Here is a 16,415-nt window from a genome sequence, read left to right as displayed (position 1 = left end):
GCAATCGTGATATACGGATGAATATAGCGAGGTCCGCGAAGGGCCCGTTTGACCAGGGAGAGCAAAGCCTATGCGTGATTACAGTCTTCTCATCGACGGCAAGATGGTACCCGGCGACAGCACGATGCCGGTGCTCAATCCGGCGACCGAAGAGGTGGTGGCGCAATGTCCGCGCGCCTCCAAGGACCAGCTCGATCAGGCCGTCGCCGCCGCGAAGGCCGCCTACCCGGCCTGGGCCGCAACCCCGATGGAAGAGCGCCGCAAGCTCGTCATCAAGATGGCCGAGGCGATCGAGGCCAACACCAATGAACTCGCGCATATCCTGACCAGCGAGCAAGGCAAGCCGCTCGCGGACGCCACCGGCGAGGTCTTGGGCATGGCCGGCTTCTTCCGCTATCTCGGCTCGCTCGACCTGCCGATGCGCGTGATCGAGAATTCCGGCGACCGCAAGGTCGAGGCCTATCGCCGCCCGCTCGGCGTGGTCGGCGCCATCATTCCCTGGAACTACCCGCTGCTGATCCTAGCGTTCAAGCTACCCTCGGCGCTGCTCGCCGGCAACACGCTGGTGGTGAAGCCGGCGCCGACCACGCCGCTGGCCTCACTGCGCTTTGCCGAGCTGGTCAAGGACATCCTGCCGAAGGGCGTGCTCAACTTCATCACCGACGCCAACGATCTCGGCGAGCACATGACCAAGCACCCCGACATCCGCAAGATCTCCTTCACCGGCTCGACCGCGACCGGCCAGAGGGTGATGGCGAGCGCATCGCAGACGCTGAAGCGGATCACGCTCGAGCTCGGCGGCAACGATGCCGGCATCGTGCTCGACGACGTCGATCCGAAGAAAGTCGCGCCCGGCATCTTCGAAGGCGCGTTCCAGAACTCCGGCCAGGTCTGCCTCGCCATCAAGCGGCTCTATGTGCACGAATCCGTCTATGACGAGATCTGCAACGAACTCGTGGCCATTGCCAAGAACACCGTCGTCGACGACGGATCAAAGCAAGGAACAAAACTCGGGCCGCTGCAGAACAAGATGCAGTACGAGAAGGTGAAGGCGTTCCTCGACGACGCCCGCAAGAACGGCAACGTGATCGCCGGCGGCTCGGCGATGGACCGTCCCGGCTACTTCATCGAGCCGACCATCGTGCGCGACATCAAGGAAGGCTCCAAGCTGGTCGACGAGGAGCAGTTCGGCCCGGTGCTGCCTGTCATCAAGTACTCCGACAAGGACGACGTGATCCGCCGCGCCAACGCCACCACCTACGGCCTCGGCGCGTCGGTGTGGTCTTCCGACATCAAGCGCGCCCATGAGATCGCGACCAGGATCGAGGCCGGCACGGTGTGGATCAACAAGCACCTCGACATGGCCCCGAACATTCCGTTCGGCGGCGCCAAGCAGTCGGGCATCGGCACCGAATTCGCCGAAGAAGGCCTCGCCGAATTCACCCAGCTGCAGATCATCAACGGCCCGCCGGCCTGATCCGACAAACATGCGGCTGCGACACCTTGGAACCCCTTGGCGCCGCGGCCGCCCCTCTCCCTCCATAACGAGCAGAGCCCATCATGTTCGACGCTCAATGCGACCTTGCCGCCGTGGTCTATGACGACAACGACGATCCCGATGCCGTCCTGCGCGACTTCGCCGGCGGCCTGAAGGCGGACGGCGCGCGCGTGGTCGGCATGGTGCAGACTGGCCAGTGCGCGGATTCCAGCCTGTCCGCGGTGCTGGTGCATAGCGGCGAGACGCTGCTGCTGGCACAGCCGCCCAGCAAAGGAGCCACCGGCTGCAAGCTCGATCTGTCGCGGTTGCAGGACGCCGGCATCCGCGTCGCCGACGCGCTTTCGGCCGGCGCCGATCTCGTCATCATCAACCGCTTCGGCAAGCGGGAGCGCGACGGCAAGGGCCTCGGCTTCCTGATCGAGCGCGCGCTCGATGCCGATATTCCGGTCGTGATCGCGGTGTCACGGCAAAGCTTTGCCGACTGGATCAAGTTCGCCGGCGGCATGAGCGTGAAGCTCGCCTGCGATCGCCACGCGCTGGACGCCTGGTGGCATAACGTCTCGCTGCGAAGCACCGCCCGGGTCGCGCCGGATCACACCACGGTGTGCGAGGCCTGCAAGTAGATTGCGCTCGGCCAATCCACTCTCCACCCCGTCGTCCTGGCGAAAGCCAGGACCCATAACCACCGAATTTGATCGTGTGCGGGATCGTAGCCCCAGCGTCGCGCAACAACTAGCGACTGGGGTAATGGGTCCTGGCTTTCGCCAGGACGACGCTGAACGTTTGGTCTCGCTTGCGAACCATGCATTCACAGCACAGGCGGAATCGGAGGGTTAGCCAACCCACCCTATGCACTATCACCGTCATCCTGAGGAGGCCGCAAAGCGGCCGTCTCGAAGGATCGACGGGCACCGGCCGGGCCGTGCATCCTTCGAGGCTCGCTCCGCTCGCACCTCAGGATGACGGGCTTAAGATCGCGTGACAGCAACGCCTACAGCGTTTCCTGCTTGTGGTCGCAGTTCTTGCAGGTGAACTTGACGCGGGTCTGACCCTTTTCCGCCTGCACCCGGTTCGGCGCGCCGCACTTGCCGCAGACCGCCTCGATCCGGGTCGTCCCCTGCTTGACGACCAGGTTCCGTTTTTCCATGGTTTCGCGGATCAGGCGTTCCGCTTCCTCGCGCAACGATTGCTTCGACATCATCCCACCGGTCATTGGTTTGCGGGCCGCCTCTTAGCACGGCCGCGTGAAGCTTTGACAGGGGGTACCGATCAGACAATCAAGCGATCCACCGGCATCCGGTAGTGCCGCGGTTTCAGCGGTTCGGCGGGTCGGCCGACGCGGAACACGTTGACGAGCCGCAGGTCGGCGCCAACCTTGCCGAGCTTTCGCAGCCGCTCGTTGAAGTCAGGATGATCCGCCAGCGCCGAGATCGGGCACGCCGCGAGCCCGGCGCGGTCGATCTCGAGCCAGCTGCGATAGAAATGCCGCCCCGTCGTGAGTGGATCCTCACCGACCGGACGACAGAACAGGACGATCGCCGAGGCCGAGGCGGTCTTGGCGCGGTCGGCGAGCAGCGCTGCGGCGAGGCCGAGACGATCGAGCGGCCTGAACAGGCTGCCGAGCACGAAGCGGGCGGCGGTGGCCTCGACCGCGCCCATGGCGAGCGCGTCGCGATTGAGCCCGTCAAACAGATAGTGCGGATGGCCGGGCGACAGTCGCATCCATTCGAGCAACTCGGCCCGGTAGTCGTCGCCGTGCACAAAGGAGAATTCGGCCTGGTCGGCCCAGCCGGCGATCTCCGTGATTGCCTGGCGATGACAGATGCAGACCAAATCGTCACGCGCGACGGCAAGCTGCACCAGCGGCGCGGTATCATCCGGCGACGCCACGAATCTGCGGCGCCACGACATGCGGCGCGCCACATGGCCGGCCAATGGATCGGGCGCGACACCTCGCCTGACCGCAAAGCTGCAAAGCACGGCAAATTTCGGCGTCAGCGGCTGCTCGATGGTGGTCATGGCCGTGATGGCGAGGCCGCGGCGGTTGAGGGCGAGGCTCATGCCCTCCAGCGCCGCGCCGTGCGAGACCAGAACATCATGCCCCGCGGGGTCTGCGATCGGCGCGCGGACCGCGGTGGCGTCGACCAGCGCCAGCCGCCCGTCGCCGAGCAGGCGCCAGCGGGTCGGCTGGATGTTGTGGACGCTCGGCGACAGCCGCGCCTCCGCGACCAGCTCACGCAGCAGATCCGGCGTCAGCTCGCTCATGCCGCGGCCAGCCGCTTGGTGAACAGATGCAGCCGGTGCAGCGGCGTGGCGCCGGCCTTCTCGACCTGGCGCAGCGAGGGCGCGTTGATGTCCGCGATCCAGGTGCCGCCGAGCGTGCGGTAACCGGCCTGCTGCAACGCCAGCGCGGTGCGGTACAGCATCGCGCCGTTGAGGCCGCGATTGTGCAGGTCGCGGCAGACCGACTGATAGATCAGCACCGCGCGCGTGTTCATCATGCGGTGCTGCATGAATTTGAACGGTGCGGTCAGCCCGATCCGGCCGCCGATCGCCTTGATCAGCGGATTGAGGTCGGGGATCGCGATGATTGCGCCGGCAGGGCGGCCGCGGTGATAGACCACGGTCGAAATCCGCTTGTCGATGATCCACATCATGTCGCCGGCCTGGAACAGATATTCGGCTGCGGTCGGCGGCACGAACATCGGATTGTCGGCAAAGCCGTCGTTCAGGATCAGCCGCGCATCCTCCAGCCGCGCCTTGAAGGCGGAGCGCTTGATCGGCTGCCAGACGAAGTCTTTGTCAGCCAGCACCGCGCGCTGCTTGTCGCCGAGCAGCTGCTCCGGCTTGCCGCCGTCGAGCGCGATCTCGAACGTCGTCATCGGGAAGGTCGCCGTGTAGCCGGCGCGTTCGAGATGCTGCGCGATGTGCGGCGGCGACCACATCATGTCGGTGAACGGCGCATGGTCGAAGCCGTCGGTCACGACGCCGATCTGCTGCATCGCCGTGAGATTGAAATTGCCGGCGATCCGGCTCATGCCACGCGCCGACAGCCATTGCTCGGCGGCGCGCAGCAGCGCATCGGCGACCTCGCCGTCGTCGACACAGTCGAAGAAGCCGAACGCACCGTGGCGGGTGCCGTGCTTGCGGTTGGAGGCGTCATGGATCGAGGCGGCGATGCGGCCGACCGGTTTTCCGTCGCGATGCGCGGAAAACAGCGCGTAGCGGCCATGGCCTTCGGTGATGAACGGATTCTTCGCGGCGTCGAACATCCGGTCGAAATCGCTCCACAGCGGCGGCACGTAGAGACTGTCGGAGCCATAGGCATTGAGCGCGGCGTCGAACGCCGCCCTGCGGTCGCCCTCCCGGATCTCTGTTGTCATTTGGCCTCCGGGGTCAACGCCAGCAGCCGCCGCACCAGCGCCAGCGCGGTCTCGGTGGCGGGATCGGCCGCGGTCACCGGCACGGCGAGCACGATCAGGTCGAGCGGATCATGGCCGAGCACGATGACATGGGAGGCGTTGTTGGCCGAGATCAGCGAGACCATGCGCTCGGCGGCCGGGTCCGTCGCCGCCAATCCCCACGGCGCCTCGGAGCGGCGCAGCACACGCCGCGCCGAGAGGAAGTCGCGCAGCAGCGGCGGATCGTAAAGTGCAAGATCGCTTTCGCGGAAGCGCTGGGCGCTCTCGAAGATCGGATGCCGCGCCAGCTCGGCGATCAGCTGCTCCCGGGTCTGCGCCGGCGACGCCGCGACCGAGTTGAGCACGCCCGGCTCCTGGGATTCGAACAGTGCCCGCAGCGCGTCCGTCATCAGGCCAATGGTCAAGACGCCGGCGATCGCGACCGCGACGAACCGGACCATCTGGGCGGCATCGACATCAGGCGCCATGAAGCTGGCGGCGAGCCCGAGCAGGCCCGACGAGATCAGCCGCAGCGCCATCATCGCAAGGCCGTGCCGGCGGGTCTCGGCGCCGCCGCCGGCGATCAGCATCACGGTCACCGTGAGCAGCGCCCCGAGCGCGCCGAGCCGGACCGGAATGTCGGGAAACAGCGTGCGGAAATCGGTCAGGATGAACGGGATCACCACCAGCGCGCCGACCGCCATGCGGCCGATGCTGCGGTTTTCCGAGGCCATCAGCGCGGAACGGTCACGCGTCGCCAGCAGCAGCGCGCAAGTCGCAAAGCCCAGCAGTTGGAACAGCGCCAGCGCGATCGCATAGGGCATCGCAAAGCGTTGCAGCCCGAACAGGCCGCCGAGGCCGAGCAGGATGGCGCCCGCGAGCGCTGCGATCTTGACCGGGCGCGGCGCGTGCCGCCGCAGGATGCCCTCGGTGACGATCAGGGCGCCGAGCGGGATCAGCGCGGCCGGGATCACCGAGAGGCGATCGAGCACAAAGCTTCCGCTCCACCAGGCAAGGCCGCGGTCGAGGAACAGGGTCGCGATCACGCCGAGCGCAAGCAGCAAACGGCGGGTCAGTGGACTCCTTGGATCGCGCCGGTAGAACGTCATCATCGCCACCGCGACGCCGATGGCGCCGCAGAGATTGACGATGGAATCGGCGATCACCCCCGAGGTCATGCGGCGCCCGTCAGTTGATCGATGGCCCGCCGCACCAGCGGGCGCATCAGGGCGGCGATCAGCGGATTGCGCGGCTTCTCGATCGCGGGCCGGTGCGGGTTGAGGAACCAGCCGCGGCAATCGGTGCCGGAGGTGCGGCCGAGGATCAGCGCGACCGCTTCATAGGCCATCAGCATGCCGGTCGAGATCACCATCGGCGCGAACGACATCCGGCTGCGGCGGCCGGCCGCCACTTCGCCGGCGATCGCGAGGTCGACATAGTTGCGCGACGACGAGTGCAGCATCACGTGCTCGATCTCGGCGCGCATCGCGGCGCGGCGGTCATCGTCGGTGATATCTGTCCAGTCCTTGCCGAGTGTGGGAAAGCCGAGGCGCTGTTCGGGCCGAGGATCGCGCGGGCGCACCACGATCACCGACGGCAGCGGCGACATATAGGCGTCGATCACGGTTGCATCGGCGCGCTGGGCGGTCCGGTACAGATGCACGCCGGCGGCGATGTCGTCCATGCCGTTGACGATGACGGGGCAACGTTCGGCGATCCCGGCGAGCTCGCCGGTCCAGTTCTCGCCGAGCACCTCGATCTCGATGGTCGGATTGATGCGCTTCGCAGCTTCGGCGGCGACTTCCGCCTTCTCGCGGCCGACCTCGTCGGCGAAGGCGAACACCTGGCGGTTGAGGTTGGAGACCTCGAAGCGATCGATGTCGGCGATCACGAACCTGCCGATGCCGGCGCGCGCCAACGCCATGAACGCCGCACCTCCCATGCCGCCGACGCCGCAGACGAACACCCGCGCCTGGCGCAGCAGCTGCTGCTCGTGCTCGTCGATGAAGCCGATGTTGCGGCCGGTGAAGGAGTAATAGTCGAAATTCATCGCGCGGCCCCGCTGTCCTGCCGGCGCGGCCGCAAGGTGCCGAAGGCGCGGCTGTCGTCCATCCAGTACACCACCGGCAGCACCAGCCGCTGCAACGCCAGCATCGCGGACGCCGCGAGCAGCGCCGGCAGCGAACCCGAAGGCACCTCGCTCATCAGATAGCGGCGCGCGCCGGCGAGATCGACGCGGCCGAGCTGCAGCACGTCGTCGCCGCGGCCGTAGTCCAGCTCGCGTTCGCAGAATTCGTTGTAGACGGCATTGCGATGCTTCGGTGCGATCTCGAAGGTCTTCTTCAGCGCATCCGAGCCGCCGGTATAGGCGTTGGTGATCACCGAGCGCGCCTCGTCGAAACCGGCCTCCTCGCCGACGCCGAACACCGCGCGGTGCTTTGCCATGATGCCGCGCGCAAGCTGCAGATGCGCAAAGCTCTGCCGGGCGCCCGGCAGCGGCGACGGGAACACGTCCGAGAAAGTGTCGCTGACCATGCCGACCACCGCCGGCACCTGGGTGACGTTGGAGATCCATTTCGGCCGCAGGCCGTCGCGGGCGAACAGCACCAGCGCGGTCAGGCCGTAGAGCACCCAGGACAGCCCCTGCCCGCGCACATCGGGATCGACCATGACGAGGCCGAGATGGGTGACTTCAGCCGGCTCGCCGTCGAGCGGCACGTCCATCACCGACAGCGCATTGAACGCGATCGGCCGCCCGGTGTCCTCTTCCGAGATCAACGTGACGACGGCGCGCGACAGCCGCTCCGGCTCGCCGGAGAAGATGCCGTAGGTCAGGCTCTCCTCGGGCAGCGTCTTGGCGGCGACGATGCGCAGCTGCTCGACCAGCGCGTCGAGCTCATCCCTGGGCAGCGACAGCCCCGGCGATTCAATGATCCGGGTGCGCTGGCCGGCCTGGGTGCGCAAGGTGAGATCGATGGTCGGTTGCGACAGCGCCTTCAGCCAGAAGCCGGCATGGCTGCGCAGGCCGTCGAAGGCCGCGCGCACCTTCGCAAGGCCCGAGCTGCCGCGCGAAGCCGGCGTAGGATTGTCGGTGGACGCCATTTCTCTGTCCCTCGGGCGCGATCTCTGCACTGGCCCCTGTTAAGGAGCGATGAGCGCAACCTGACGCTGTTCGCCGCAGGGTAAACAAGGCCTTCCGGAAACGGAACAATGTTGGGTGGAAGCGGTGGTGAATGCATCATGGTGACAGCGTGCAGCTCCTTCACCGTCACCCCCGCGCAAAGGCTTCGCCTTTGTCGCTGGAGGAGCGCGTAGCGCGTCTCGAAGGGTCGACGGCCCCCTGGTGGCCGTGCATCCTTCGAGGCTCGCTCCGCTCGCACCTCAGGATGACGGATTATCGCGCGCTCCTCGCAATACGCCGGAGACGAGACGGCGAAAGCGGCGGGTGAAAACACCCGCCGTTTCGCATTCAGGCTCAACCCGCCTTGGAGACTTCCATCAGCAGGCGCTCGGCCTTGGCGTCCTCGATGCGGTTGACGAACTTGCCGCTCTCGTAATTGTCGCGGATCGTCTTGGTCAGCGTGACGCAGGTCTGCACCAGCATCACGATGCCCATCGTGAGGTAGCCCTTCATCCAGAGGTCGATCGGCAGGAAGAACACGCCGACAGCGACGAGGAAGGCGGAGGCCGCGAAGGATACGTAGGTGAAGGTGACCCAGCCGCTGCTGTGGGGTTGGATGGTCTGGTTCATGGTCGTCTCCTTGATGATGCGAGGTTTGAAGTCGGTTCAGTTGCTGGCTTGAAGGTTCAGGCGGCGGGCGGGCGCTTGGCTTTCAGCCGCGCCAGCACGTCGTCGGCAGTCGATTTCATGCGCGGACCAAAACCCTGCTCCGCGAGCTTCTCGGCGATGACGACCGGTCCGGAGGCGGTATCGATCTCGAACAGCGCGTCATCGGCCGCCTGGATCTCGATCTGCCGCTCACGCAGCCGCTTCAGCGTCGCTTCCGCTTCCGGCAGCGTCGATTCGTAGGGCCGCGCCGCCTCGATGCCGCTCCGGCGCAGCGAACGCACCGCCTCGGAGGCACGGGCGAGGCGCCGGCCGCGATCGAGCTCGGCGATGCGCGCCTCGGCATTGGCGACATGGCGCTTCAGCCGGGTGATCTCGGTGGCGAACAGCGTGCGCGCGGTCATCGCGGCATCGCGTTCGGCCTCAAGGTTGGCGATCGCCTGCGCGGCTTCGCGGGCGAGGTCTTCCCGGCCGCCCTCGAGCGCCGCCGATGCGCGCACCTCGAGATCGGCGATGCGGGCGTTGGTGGCCTCGAGCCGCCGGCCCTCCTGCGCGTCGCCGGCGATCGCGAGTGCCAGCGTCCGCTTCGAGCGGTCGACCGCGGCGGCCGCATCGCGCATCTGCTGGTCGAGGACGACCAGCGCGGTCCGGTCCTGAAGTTCCTCCTCGGCTGCCGCCACGCCGCCGCGGAAAATTGTCAAAACAGTTTTGAACATTTGATCGCTCCCTGTTATGAGCATTGCTCATGAATCTTTTGTACCACATAATGAGCACCGCTCAAGATTTATTTGAGCGATGCTCAAGGTTGCGGTTAACGACGGGTGAAACATGTCCAAAGCATTGGAACGACGGGCAAAACTGCGCGAAGCGCTGATCGAGGCGGCGGAACGGGCAATTGCGGCAAAAGGTCTCGGCGGCCTGAAAACCCGCGAATTGGCCCAGGAAATCGGTGTCGCCAATGGCGGCGTCTACAATCTGGTCGAGGATGTCGACGAGCTGATCCTGCGGGTCGCTCGCGCACGCTGGCCCGGCTGGACGCGTCATTGTCGCTCGCCGAGATCGGCGGAGCGGCGGCGCCGCGCGAGATGCTGGTGCGGATCGCGGTCGCCTATTGCGACTTCGCCGCCGACAATCTCGAACTGTGGCGCGCGCTGTTCGAGCACCGCATGCAGCCCGGCAAGCCGGTGCCGGAATGGGCGATCACCGAGCAGATGGAATTGTTCCGCCACATCTACAAGCCGCTCGCAGCACTGTTTCCGCAGCGCTCGCCGACGCAGCTCGGCGTCACCGCGCGCAGCCTGTTCTCCGCCGTGCACGGCATGGTCGCGCTCGGGCTGGAGCACAAGCTGATCGCCGTGCCGATCGGCCAGCTGCGCAGCGAGATCGCGACATTGCGCGCGCGATGGTCGACGGGCTGACGGCGAAGAAGGACTAGCGCAGGAGCCCAAACCGCCCAATGCGCCCGATTTGTGGTCAAGTCGCGGCACTGGCAAATCCGCTGCGGAAAATCTTCGCACGCTGCGGTAATCTGCGCCATATCGCTTTGACCACGGATTTACTAGCTGAGTTTCAGATTTCGCGCCCCCGCGACTGGTCGACCGGCGCGGGGTTCTCTTTGTCACACCACGCGCAATGGCCGCCGAGACAGCGACTTGAACCGTCCGCCGGCGAGACGTCCGGCACATTGCAGCAATCGAGGTCACGAGCTTGTCCACCTATATCGATCCAGAGCCGCAACACGACGACATCATGTACCCGCAGGTGCTGCCGTTTCTGCTGGTGCACGCAGGGTGTCTGGCGGCAATCTGGACCGGCGTCTCATGGCAGGCGATGGCAATCTGCGTCGCCCTGTACTGGCTGCGCATGTTTGCGATCACCGCCGGGTATCATAGATATTTCTCGCATCGGGCTTACTCGACGAGCCGGACGTTCCAATTCATCCTTGCATTCCTCGCCCAAAGCAGCGCGCAGAAAAGCGTGCTCTGGTGGGCTGCGAAACACCGGCACCACCATCTTCATTCGGATACCGAGCACGATGTGCATTCACCGCGGCACAAGGGCTTCGTGTACAGTCATCTCGGATGGATCTTCTATCGACAGCATGATGCGACGGATCTGACCAAGGTTGCGGATTTTGCCGCGTATCCGGAGTTGATGTGGCTGCACAAATTGGAGGTGTTGCCGGCGATCGCGGTCGCAATTCTGTGCTTCCTCATCGCCGGATGGCCGGGGCTGGTCGCCGGTTTCTTCTGGAGCACCGTGCTGCTGTATCACGCGACGTTCTGCATCAACTCCCTTGCGCATGTTCACGGACGCAAGCGCTATGTGACGGGCGATGACTCCCGCAACAATTGGCTGCTCGCCCTGTTTACGATGGGCGAGGGTTGGCACAACAATCATCACGCCTACCAAAGCAGTGCGCGGCAGGGCTTCCGGTGGTGGGAGATTGATGCGACCTATTATGTCTTGGTGGCGTTGTCCTGGTTCGGCATCGTCTGGGAGTTGAAGGCGCCGCCTGCGCAGGTTCTCCGCAACGAGCAGCGCCTGGGATCGCGCGTGATCAGGCGAACCGCCGAGCAGCTCGCTGGTCGCTTCAATCCCGAATACATCGCGCAGGCGATCAGATCGTCGGTGCACGAAACCGGGTTGTCGGTGCGGGAGGCGCTTGTGCTGCTGCAGCATCGTGCCGACCTGCATCTGCCCAGCATCCCGACGCGTGAGCGGTTGCTGGCGGAAGCCCACGCCATGTTCGCGAAGACGAGTTCGTTGGACGATATCGTCGACCGTGCACATGAGCTCCTGGTGGAATCGGTTTGCGTGCTCTTGGCCGTTCCGCCTGCGCTGGCTGGCGCACCCGTAAAGCCGCACATCAAACAAAGGTAGTATTCTACTTTCGACTGCCTGATCTCACGGCTCCATCGTGTAGGCACGCCCGGGTTCGAGCGCGTAGATGGTCAGGAAGCGCAGCGGCCGCTCCGGGTCGCAATTGCGGAACAGCGTGTGCGGAAGATCAGGGCGATCCTGCAAGGTCTCGCCGGCCCGGTATATTCGTGGCGCCTCGTCGCCATAGGCCGACTCGGCCGTGCCCTCGACGATGAAGACCACGCCACCGACCGGATGGCGGTGCAGCGGAGCCACCCCGCCGGGCGGATAGGTCACTTCGGCAACGACAAGCTCGCGATCATCGCCGGGCAGCGCAAGCCGCTCGAGGGTCTTGCGCGAGACCCCGGCAAACCCGGCCTGCTGCGCGCTCGCCTGACCGTCATTGCCTTCAGCCATTGGCATCCCTTTCTTGTCTCGCCGTTCCGATCGGATCGCGTTCGGATGACTATGGGGATGCCCTTCGCGCGCAACAAGGTGTCGGCGCAGAGTGACGGCACGTCCGCTTGCGGCCAACACAGATTGGCCGAAGTCCTTGCCTAACGTGCTGTCGCGTTGCAGGATTCTTGCGCAAGCAAACCTTCAGTCGGTGAGTCCTTCATGAGAACGGATATCTTGACGGCGCGGTTGACCGGGGTCGCCGCCCTGGCGCTCATCTTGACAACATCAGGCGTCATGCCGGCATCCGCGGCGCAAGCCGTGCCGGAATGCTCGATGTCGGCGACATTGGCGGATTGGGGCGAGAACTCGACCGGCGATATCGACATCGCCTCAGGCGAAAGCTGCCAGATCCCGATCGGATCCGCGGCACGGTGACGGATTCGTCGATCTCGCAGAAGCCGGCCTATGGCAAATTGAAGAAGATCAACGCGTCGACCTTCGAGTACCGGGCAAAGGCCAAGTACAAGGGCAACGATACGTTTGCCATCAAGGCAACCGGCCAGGGACCAAAGGCTTCCGGCACCTCGGTCATCACCGTGCACGCGACCATCAAGTAGCCGTCGCCGGCCCGCCTACGTCTTCTCCGTATCCTGGACCCGGGGCAAAACGATCCGGAAGATCGTGCCACCTGCCGGATTGGCTTCTGCCCAGATGCGACCATCGTGGGCGACAATGATCGCCTGACAGATCGACAATCCCACGCCCATACCGTTCTCCTTCGTGGACACGAAGGGCTGAAACAGCCTGTCCTGAACCTCAGGCGAAATGCCGGGACCATTGTCGATCACGCTGATGACGACATCGTTCCCATCAAGTCTGGCATTGATGGCAACGGACCGCTGCTCCTGCTCGGCCACGGCCTCCGCGGCGTTGCGCAGCAGATTGAACAGCACCTGCTGAAGTTGGATCCTGTCCGCCAGGATTGCCGCGTCAGGCGCAACATGGTCAACCTCGATGAGAAGGTCCTTTTGCCGGATGCCGAGGCTGGCAAGTTCGGCGGCCTCCGCGATCAGCGCGGAAACGGGTTCAAATCGCCGTTCGATCTCACCCCGCGACACGAAATCGCGAAGGCGCTTGATGATCCGGCCTGCACGCAAAGCCTGCGCCGCCGAGCGCTCCATCGCCTCGCGCAGCCTTGCGCGAGGATCACCCTCGCTTTCGAGTAGCCGAACGCCACCATTCATGTAGTTGGTGATCGCCGTGAGCGGTTGGTTGAGTTCGTGCGCCACCATCGTCGCCATCTGGCCCATCTCGGACAGGCGCGAGACGTGGATCAGCTCGGTTTGCAACTCCTGCAGACGATCATTGGCTCTCCGGCGCTCCGAAAGATCGCGAATGAAGCCGGTGAAAAGCTGCCGATCGGCGTGCAACACCTCGCCGATCGACAGCTCCATCGGAAAAACGGTTCCGTCACGCCGCTGGCCTGACACTTCCCGGACATTGCCGATGATGCGCCGCTCACGCGTCCGAATGTAACGTTCGATATATCGATCGTGCTCTTCGCTGTAGGAGGGCGGCATCAGCATCGCGACGTTGCGGCCGCAGACTTCGTCCGCCCCGTAGCCGAACAGACGTTCAGCGGTGGAGCTGAACGACTCAATGATGCCGCTTGCATCGATGACGACCATGGCATCGGGTACGGTGTCGAGAATCGATTGCAGCAGAGCGGTTCTCGCACGCACGCGCTCGTCGAGCAGCAGGTTCGCCTCGCGAAGCTGCAGTTCGGTCTTTCTGTGCTCTTCGATCTCGCGCAGCAAGTTGCGGTTCGCGGTTTCGAGCTGGGCGGGGCTTGGGAGCGCGAGCGCTCTCGGCAACAGGTACCAGAGCGCGACAGCGGTCGGCACCGAGACCAGCGCGGTCGCTCCCTTCACTGCGCCGTCAACCCAGTAGAGAGGCTGCCAGAGCGTGACCGCGCCGAGCAAATGGGTCGTGCCACAGGCCATAATAAAGGCCGCGAAAAGACCGAACACGCCCGGAAACGGCAAGTCCTGCCGTTTCGATGCAAAGTACATCAGCGCCGCCGGGATCGAATAATAGGATGCGGCGATCAAGCCATCCGAGACGACATGGAGCCAAACCAGTGCGGGCTCCCACAACAGGCACAGTCCATGAGGCAAGTAGTTGCCGTCGCTGAACATTCCGGAGAGCCAAGCGGTCATCTCACCCCCCTGCTGCCGATCGACCCTGATTCCGGACCGAATCGGATTGTGCCAGCACCGGCTGCTCCGCCCCCGAGACCGTCGGTCGTGCCGATGGAACAACATAGCAGGAGTCGAAGGGAGATACCGGCTCGGATTATCGCAACCGGGGCACGGGGGAGTCCAACGGGTAACGATCGGCCGGCCTCGCCGTAGATGGCCCCGCGCGCCGACCGGGCGCGGCGCGCGGAAGATGTCTGCGCATTTCGCGCTACGCCGGGCGCGCGCCGGTGCGGATGATCGAGCCGACATGCCGGCCGCGCAGCGCCGCGGTGAGCCGGCCGGGAGCTAGGCCATTCACGACCTGCGCGCGCTCGATATACCGGGCGTTGACCATCACCTCGAGCAGTGCGGGATCGAACGACAGCGTGCCCTTCAGCTTGGCGAGGTCCGCGAGGCTGGCCTCGCGCAACAGCTGCGCCTTGTTGCCGTCGAGGCCGTTCGGGCCCGTCGGTGTAGGCGCCGTCGACATCCTCGACGATGGTGAGGCCGGCGGCGCCGAGCGAGCCGGCGATGGCTGCCGCACCCGGACCCCGATAATTTTGCTTATTTGCCGAGGTTCGGCTTAGTAAGAGACCATGAATGATTTCACCCAAGCGCTTGAACTGGCTGTCAGCCTGATCGGCCGTTTTGATCCGGAGCTACGCCAGATCGTCGGCCTGTCGCTTGGCGTCAGCCTGACGGCGAGCCTCTTTGCCTTCGCAATCGGGGCGCCGATGGGCACAGCGCTGGCGATCTACCGGATCCGGGGCAGAGTTGCGTTGATCGTCGCCGTCAATGCGCTCCTGGGGTTGCCGCCGGTCGTGGTGGGACTTGCCGTTTACCTGCTGCTGTCCCGATCGGGGCCGTTGGGGGCGCTAGGGATCTTGTTTACGCCAACCGCCATGGTGATCGCGCAGACCATTCTCGGTATTCCGATCGTCATTGCACTGGTACACCGGACGATGGTCGATGTCTGGGCTCGTTACGGCGATGCCCTTCTCGTCGACGGTGCCTCGCGCTTGCGTGCCACCTCGACGCTCATGGCTATCGGGCGCGACGGGCTATTGACCGCGTTTCTCGCTGCTTTCGGCCGGGCAATCGCAGAGGTCGGCGCGATCATCATCGTCGGCGGCAATGTGCGCGGGCATACGCGCACCATGACCACTGCCATCGCATTGGAGACGAGCAAGGGAGAGCTAAGCCTTGCACTTGCGCTTGGCATCATCCTCGTCATCCTGTCGATGACCGTGAGCGCATTGAGCTTCCTGATCGGACGCATCTTGACCGCTCGCTGAAGCCCCAAACAATATTGTCGTTCAAAGGGAGATCGCCCGCATGAAGCGCTGCCTCGGCCCACTTCGTATCCTCGCAATCATCGCGCTTGCCGCACTTGGTGGGCAGACCTTCACGCATCCGGGTTGGGCGGAAGATCAGACGATTGTCGTGGCGTCGACGACGTCCACCCAGGATTCCGGGCTGTTCGGTTACCTGCTCCCGATCGTCAAGCAGAAGACAGGTATCGAGGTGAAGGTGCTGGCACAAGGCACCGGTCAGGCGCTTGACACCGCGCGCCGCGGCGATGCCGACGTGGTGTTCGTTCATGCCAGATCAGCTGAGGAGAAGTTCCTTGCGGAGGGCTTCGGTGTGAAGCGTTATCCGGTGATGTATAACGACTTCGTCGTCATCGGTCCGAAGGACGATCCCGCAGGCATCAAGGGCAAGGATGTCCTCACCGCACTGCAAACCATCAGGACCAAAGTCGCGCCGTTCGTCTCCCGTGGCGATCATTCCGGCACCCATATTGCCGAGCTGAGGCTTTGGAAAGAAGCCGGCATCGATATCGTGAACGACCGCGGCTCCTGGTACAAGGAAATCGGCCAGGGCATGGGTGCGGCGCTGAACATGGCCTCGGCGTCGAGCGCCTATTTGCTGTCCGACCGCGGTACATGGCTGGCGTTCAAAAATCGCGGCGACCTGGCAGTCCTCGTTGAAAGCGACAAGCGGCTGTTCAATCAGTACGGCGTGATGCTGGTCAATCCGGCCAAGCATCCCACCGTGAAGAAGGAAGCCGGCCAGCGCTTCATCGATTTTCTGATCTCACCGGAGGGACAGAGCGCGATCGCCGGCTACAAGATCAACGGCCAGCAGCTATTCTATCCCAATGCGAACGATCCCAATGCTTGAAGGGAGCGGCGCTTGAAGGAAGCGGCCCGGTCGCGTTCCCTGAG

The 16,415-nt window shown here is 64.7% G+C and carries 17 protein-coding genes and 2 pseudogenes; 8 read left to right on the top strand and 11 right to left on the bottom strand.

The genetic code is table 11. The annotated features are described in order from the left end of the window. Positions 1-70 precede the first annotated feature (70 nt). Positions 71-1,477, top strand: coding sequence for an aldehyde dehydrogenase family protein (locus tag ALC15_RS18460; RefSeq protein ID WP_050628476.1), 1,407 nt, complete (start codon positions 71-73; stop codon positions 1,475-1,477). Positions 1,478-1,560: 83 nt separating this feature from the next. Further along, on the top strand, positions 1,561-2,121 hold the full coding sequence (locus ALC15_RS18455; protein ID WP_198960914.1) for a DUF2478 domain-containing protein: 561 nt from the start codon (positions 1,561-1,563) through the stop codon (positions 2,119-2,121). A 368-nt stretch (positions 2,122-2,489) separates the two neighbouring features. On the opposite strand, the gene ALC15_RS18450 is transcribed toward ALC15_RS18455, so the two are convergent. The 8 genes from ALC15_RS18450 to ALC15_RS18415 all read right to left on the bottom strand — a co-directional run bounded on the left by ALC15_RS18450 (position 2,490) and on the right by ALC15_RS18415 (position 9,402). Then, entirely contained in the window at positions 2,490-2,696 is a 207-nt protein-coding gene (locus tag ALC15_RS18450; protein WP_050628558.1) for a hypothetical protein, read from the bottom strand. A 71-nt stretch (positions 2,697-2,767) separates the two neighbouring features. After that, a complete protein-coding gene (locus tag ALC15_RS18445; protein ID WP_050628474.1) occupies positions 2,768-3,763 on the bottom strand; it encodes a nitroreductase family protein in 996 nt (331 codons plus the stop codon). Further along, positions 3,760-4,881, bottom strand: coding sequence for a hypothetical protein (locus ALC15_RS18440; protein ID WP_050628473.1), 1,122 nt, complete (start codon positions 4,879-4,881; stop codon positions 3,760-3,762). The genes ALC15_RS18445 and ALC15_RS18440 overlap by 4 nt, the downstream gene beginning before the upstream one ends. Beyond that, positions 4,878-6,077: a hypothetical protein gene (locus ALC15_RS18435; protein ID WP_050628472.1), complete on the bottom strand. Its 1,200-nt coding sequence runs from the start codon at positions 6,075-6,077 to the stop codon at positions 4,878-4,880. Before ALC15_RS18435 ends, ALC15_RS18440 begins: the two co-directional genes overlap by 4 nt. Further along, positions 6,074-6,949 carry a HesA/MoeB/ThiF family protein gene (locus ALC15_RS18430; protein WP_050628471.1) on the bottom strand — a complete coding sequence of 292 codons (876 nt, stop codon included), beginning with the start codon at positions 6,947-6,949 and terminating at the stop codon, positions 6,074-6,076. Before ALC15_RS18430 ends, ALC15_RS18435 begins: the two co-directional genes overlap by 4 nt. After that, the gene (locus ALC15_RS18425; protein ID WP_050628470.1) at positions 6,946-8,001 is read right to left on the bottom strand and encodes a hypothetical protein; all 1,056 of its coding nucleotides are present in this window, start codon (positions 7,999-8,001) and stop codon (positions 6,946-6,948) included. Before ALC15_RS18425 ends, ALC15_RS18430 begins: the two co-directional genes overlap by 4 nt. A 373-nt stretch (positions 8,002-8,374) precedes the next feature. Then, the gene (locus tag ALC15_RS18420; protein WP_050628469.1) at positions 8,375-8,650 is read right to left on the bottom strand and encodes a YiaA/YiaB family inner membrane protein; all 276 of its coding nucleotides are present in this window, start codon (positions 8,648-8,650) and stop codon (positions 8,375-8,377) included. Positions 8,651-8,706: 56 nt separating this feature from the next. Next, positions 8,707-9,402 carry a PspA/IM30 family protein gene (locus ALC15_RS18415; protein WP_050628468.1) on the bottom strand — a complete coding sequence of 232 codons (696 nt, stop codon included), beginning with the start codon at positions 9,400-9,402 and terminating at the stop codon, positions 8,707-8,709. A gap of 112 nt (positions 9,403-9,514) precedes the next feature. Here ALC15_RS18415 and ALC15_RS18410 point away from each other — a divergent pair. Both ALC15_RS18410 and ALC15_RS18405 read left to right on the top strand, forming a co-directional pair. After that, positions 9,515-10,121 (top strand): annotated as a pseudogene (locus ALC15_RS18410) (TetR/AcrR family transcriptional regulator). Positions 10,122-10,435: 314 nt separating this feature from the next. Next, complete coding sequence (locus ALC15_RS18405; RefSeq protein ID WP_050628557.1) at positions 10,436-11,569, top strand: acyl-CoA desaturase; 1,134 nt, start codon at positions 10,436-10,438, stop codon at positions 11,567-11,569. Positions 11,570-11,593: 24 nt separating this feature from the next. On the opposite strand, the gene ALC15_RS18400 is transcribed toward ALC15_RS18405, so the two are convergent. Then, the gene (locus ALC15_RS18400; protein WP_050628467.1) at positions 11,594-11,965 is read right to left on the bottom strand and encodes a cupin domain-containing protein; all 372 of its coding nucleotides are present in this window, start codon (positions 11,963-11,965) and stop codon (positions 11,594-11,596) included. Positions 11,966-12,166: 201 nt separating this feature from the next. Here ALC15_RS18400 and ALC15_RS46290 point away from each other — a divergent pair, with 201 nt between their 5' ends. Together ALC15_RS46290 and ALC15_RS18390 are read left to right on the top strand one after the other, a co-directional pair. Then, complete coding sequence (locus tag ALC15_RS46290; protein WP_050628466.1) at positions 12,167-12,382, top strand: hypothetical protein; 216 nt, start codon at positions 12,167-12,169, stop codon at positions 12,380-12,382. Further along, positions 12,379-12,564: a hypothetical protein gene (locus ALC15_RS18390; protein WP_050628465.1), complete on the top strand. Its 186-nt coding sequence runs from the start codon at positions 12,379-12,381 to the stop codon at positions 12,562-12,564. The genes ALC15_RS46290 and ALC15_RS18390 overlap by 4 nt, the downstream gene beginning before the upstream one ends. Before the next feature lie 15 nt (positions 12,565-12,579). On the opposite strand, the gene ALC15_RS18385 is transcribed toward ALC15_RS18390, so the two are convergent. Both ALC15_RS18385 and ALC15_RS18380 read right to left on the bottom strand, forming a co-directional pair. Next, entirely contained in the window at positions 12,580-14,166 is a 1,587-nt protein-coding gene (locus tag ALC15_RS18385; protein ID WP_050628464.1) for a sensor histidine kinase, read from the bottom strand. A gap of 250 nt (positions 14,167-14,416) precedes the next feature. Beyond that, positions 14,417-14,732 (bottom strand): annotated as a pseudogene (locus tag ALC15_RS18380) (amino acid kinase family protein); the annotation flags it as partial. 51 nt (positions 14,733-14,783) lie between these two features. Between ALC15_RS18380 and ALC15_RS18375 the strand changes: the two are divergent. Together ALC15_RS18375 and ALC15_RS18370 are read left to right on the top strand one after the other, a co-directional pair. Beyond that, positions 14,784-15,482 (top strand): ABC transporter permease, encoded by a 699-nt coding sequence (locus tag ALC15_RS18375; protein ID WP_050628463.1) that lies wholly within the window; start codon positions 14,784-14,786, stop codon positions 15,480-15,482. A 40-nt stretch (positions 15,483-15,522) separates the two neighbouring features. Beyond that, positions 15,523-16,371, top strand: coding sequence for an ABC transporter substrate-binding protein (locus ALC15_RS18370; protein ID WP_050628462.1), 849 nt, complete (start codon positions 15,523-15,525; stop codon positions 16,369-16,371). Positions 16,372-16,415: the final 44 nt, after the last annotated feature.

Origin of the sequence: Bradyrhizobium viridifuturi (genome assembly GCF_001238275.1) — a bacterium.
Lineage (GTDB): Bacteria > Pseudomonadota > Alphaproteobacteria > Rhizobiales > Xanthobacteraceae > Bradyrhizobium > Bradyrhizobium viridifuturi.
This window is presented reverse-complemented; position numbering and strand designations above follow the sequence as displayed.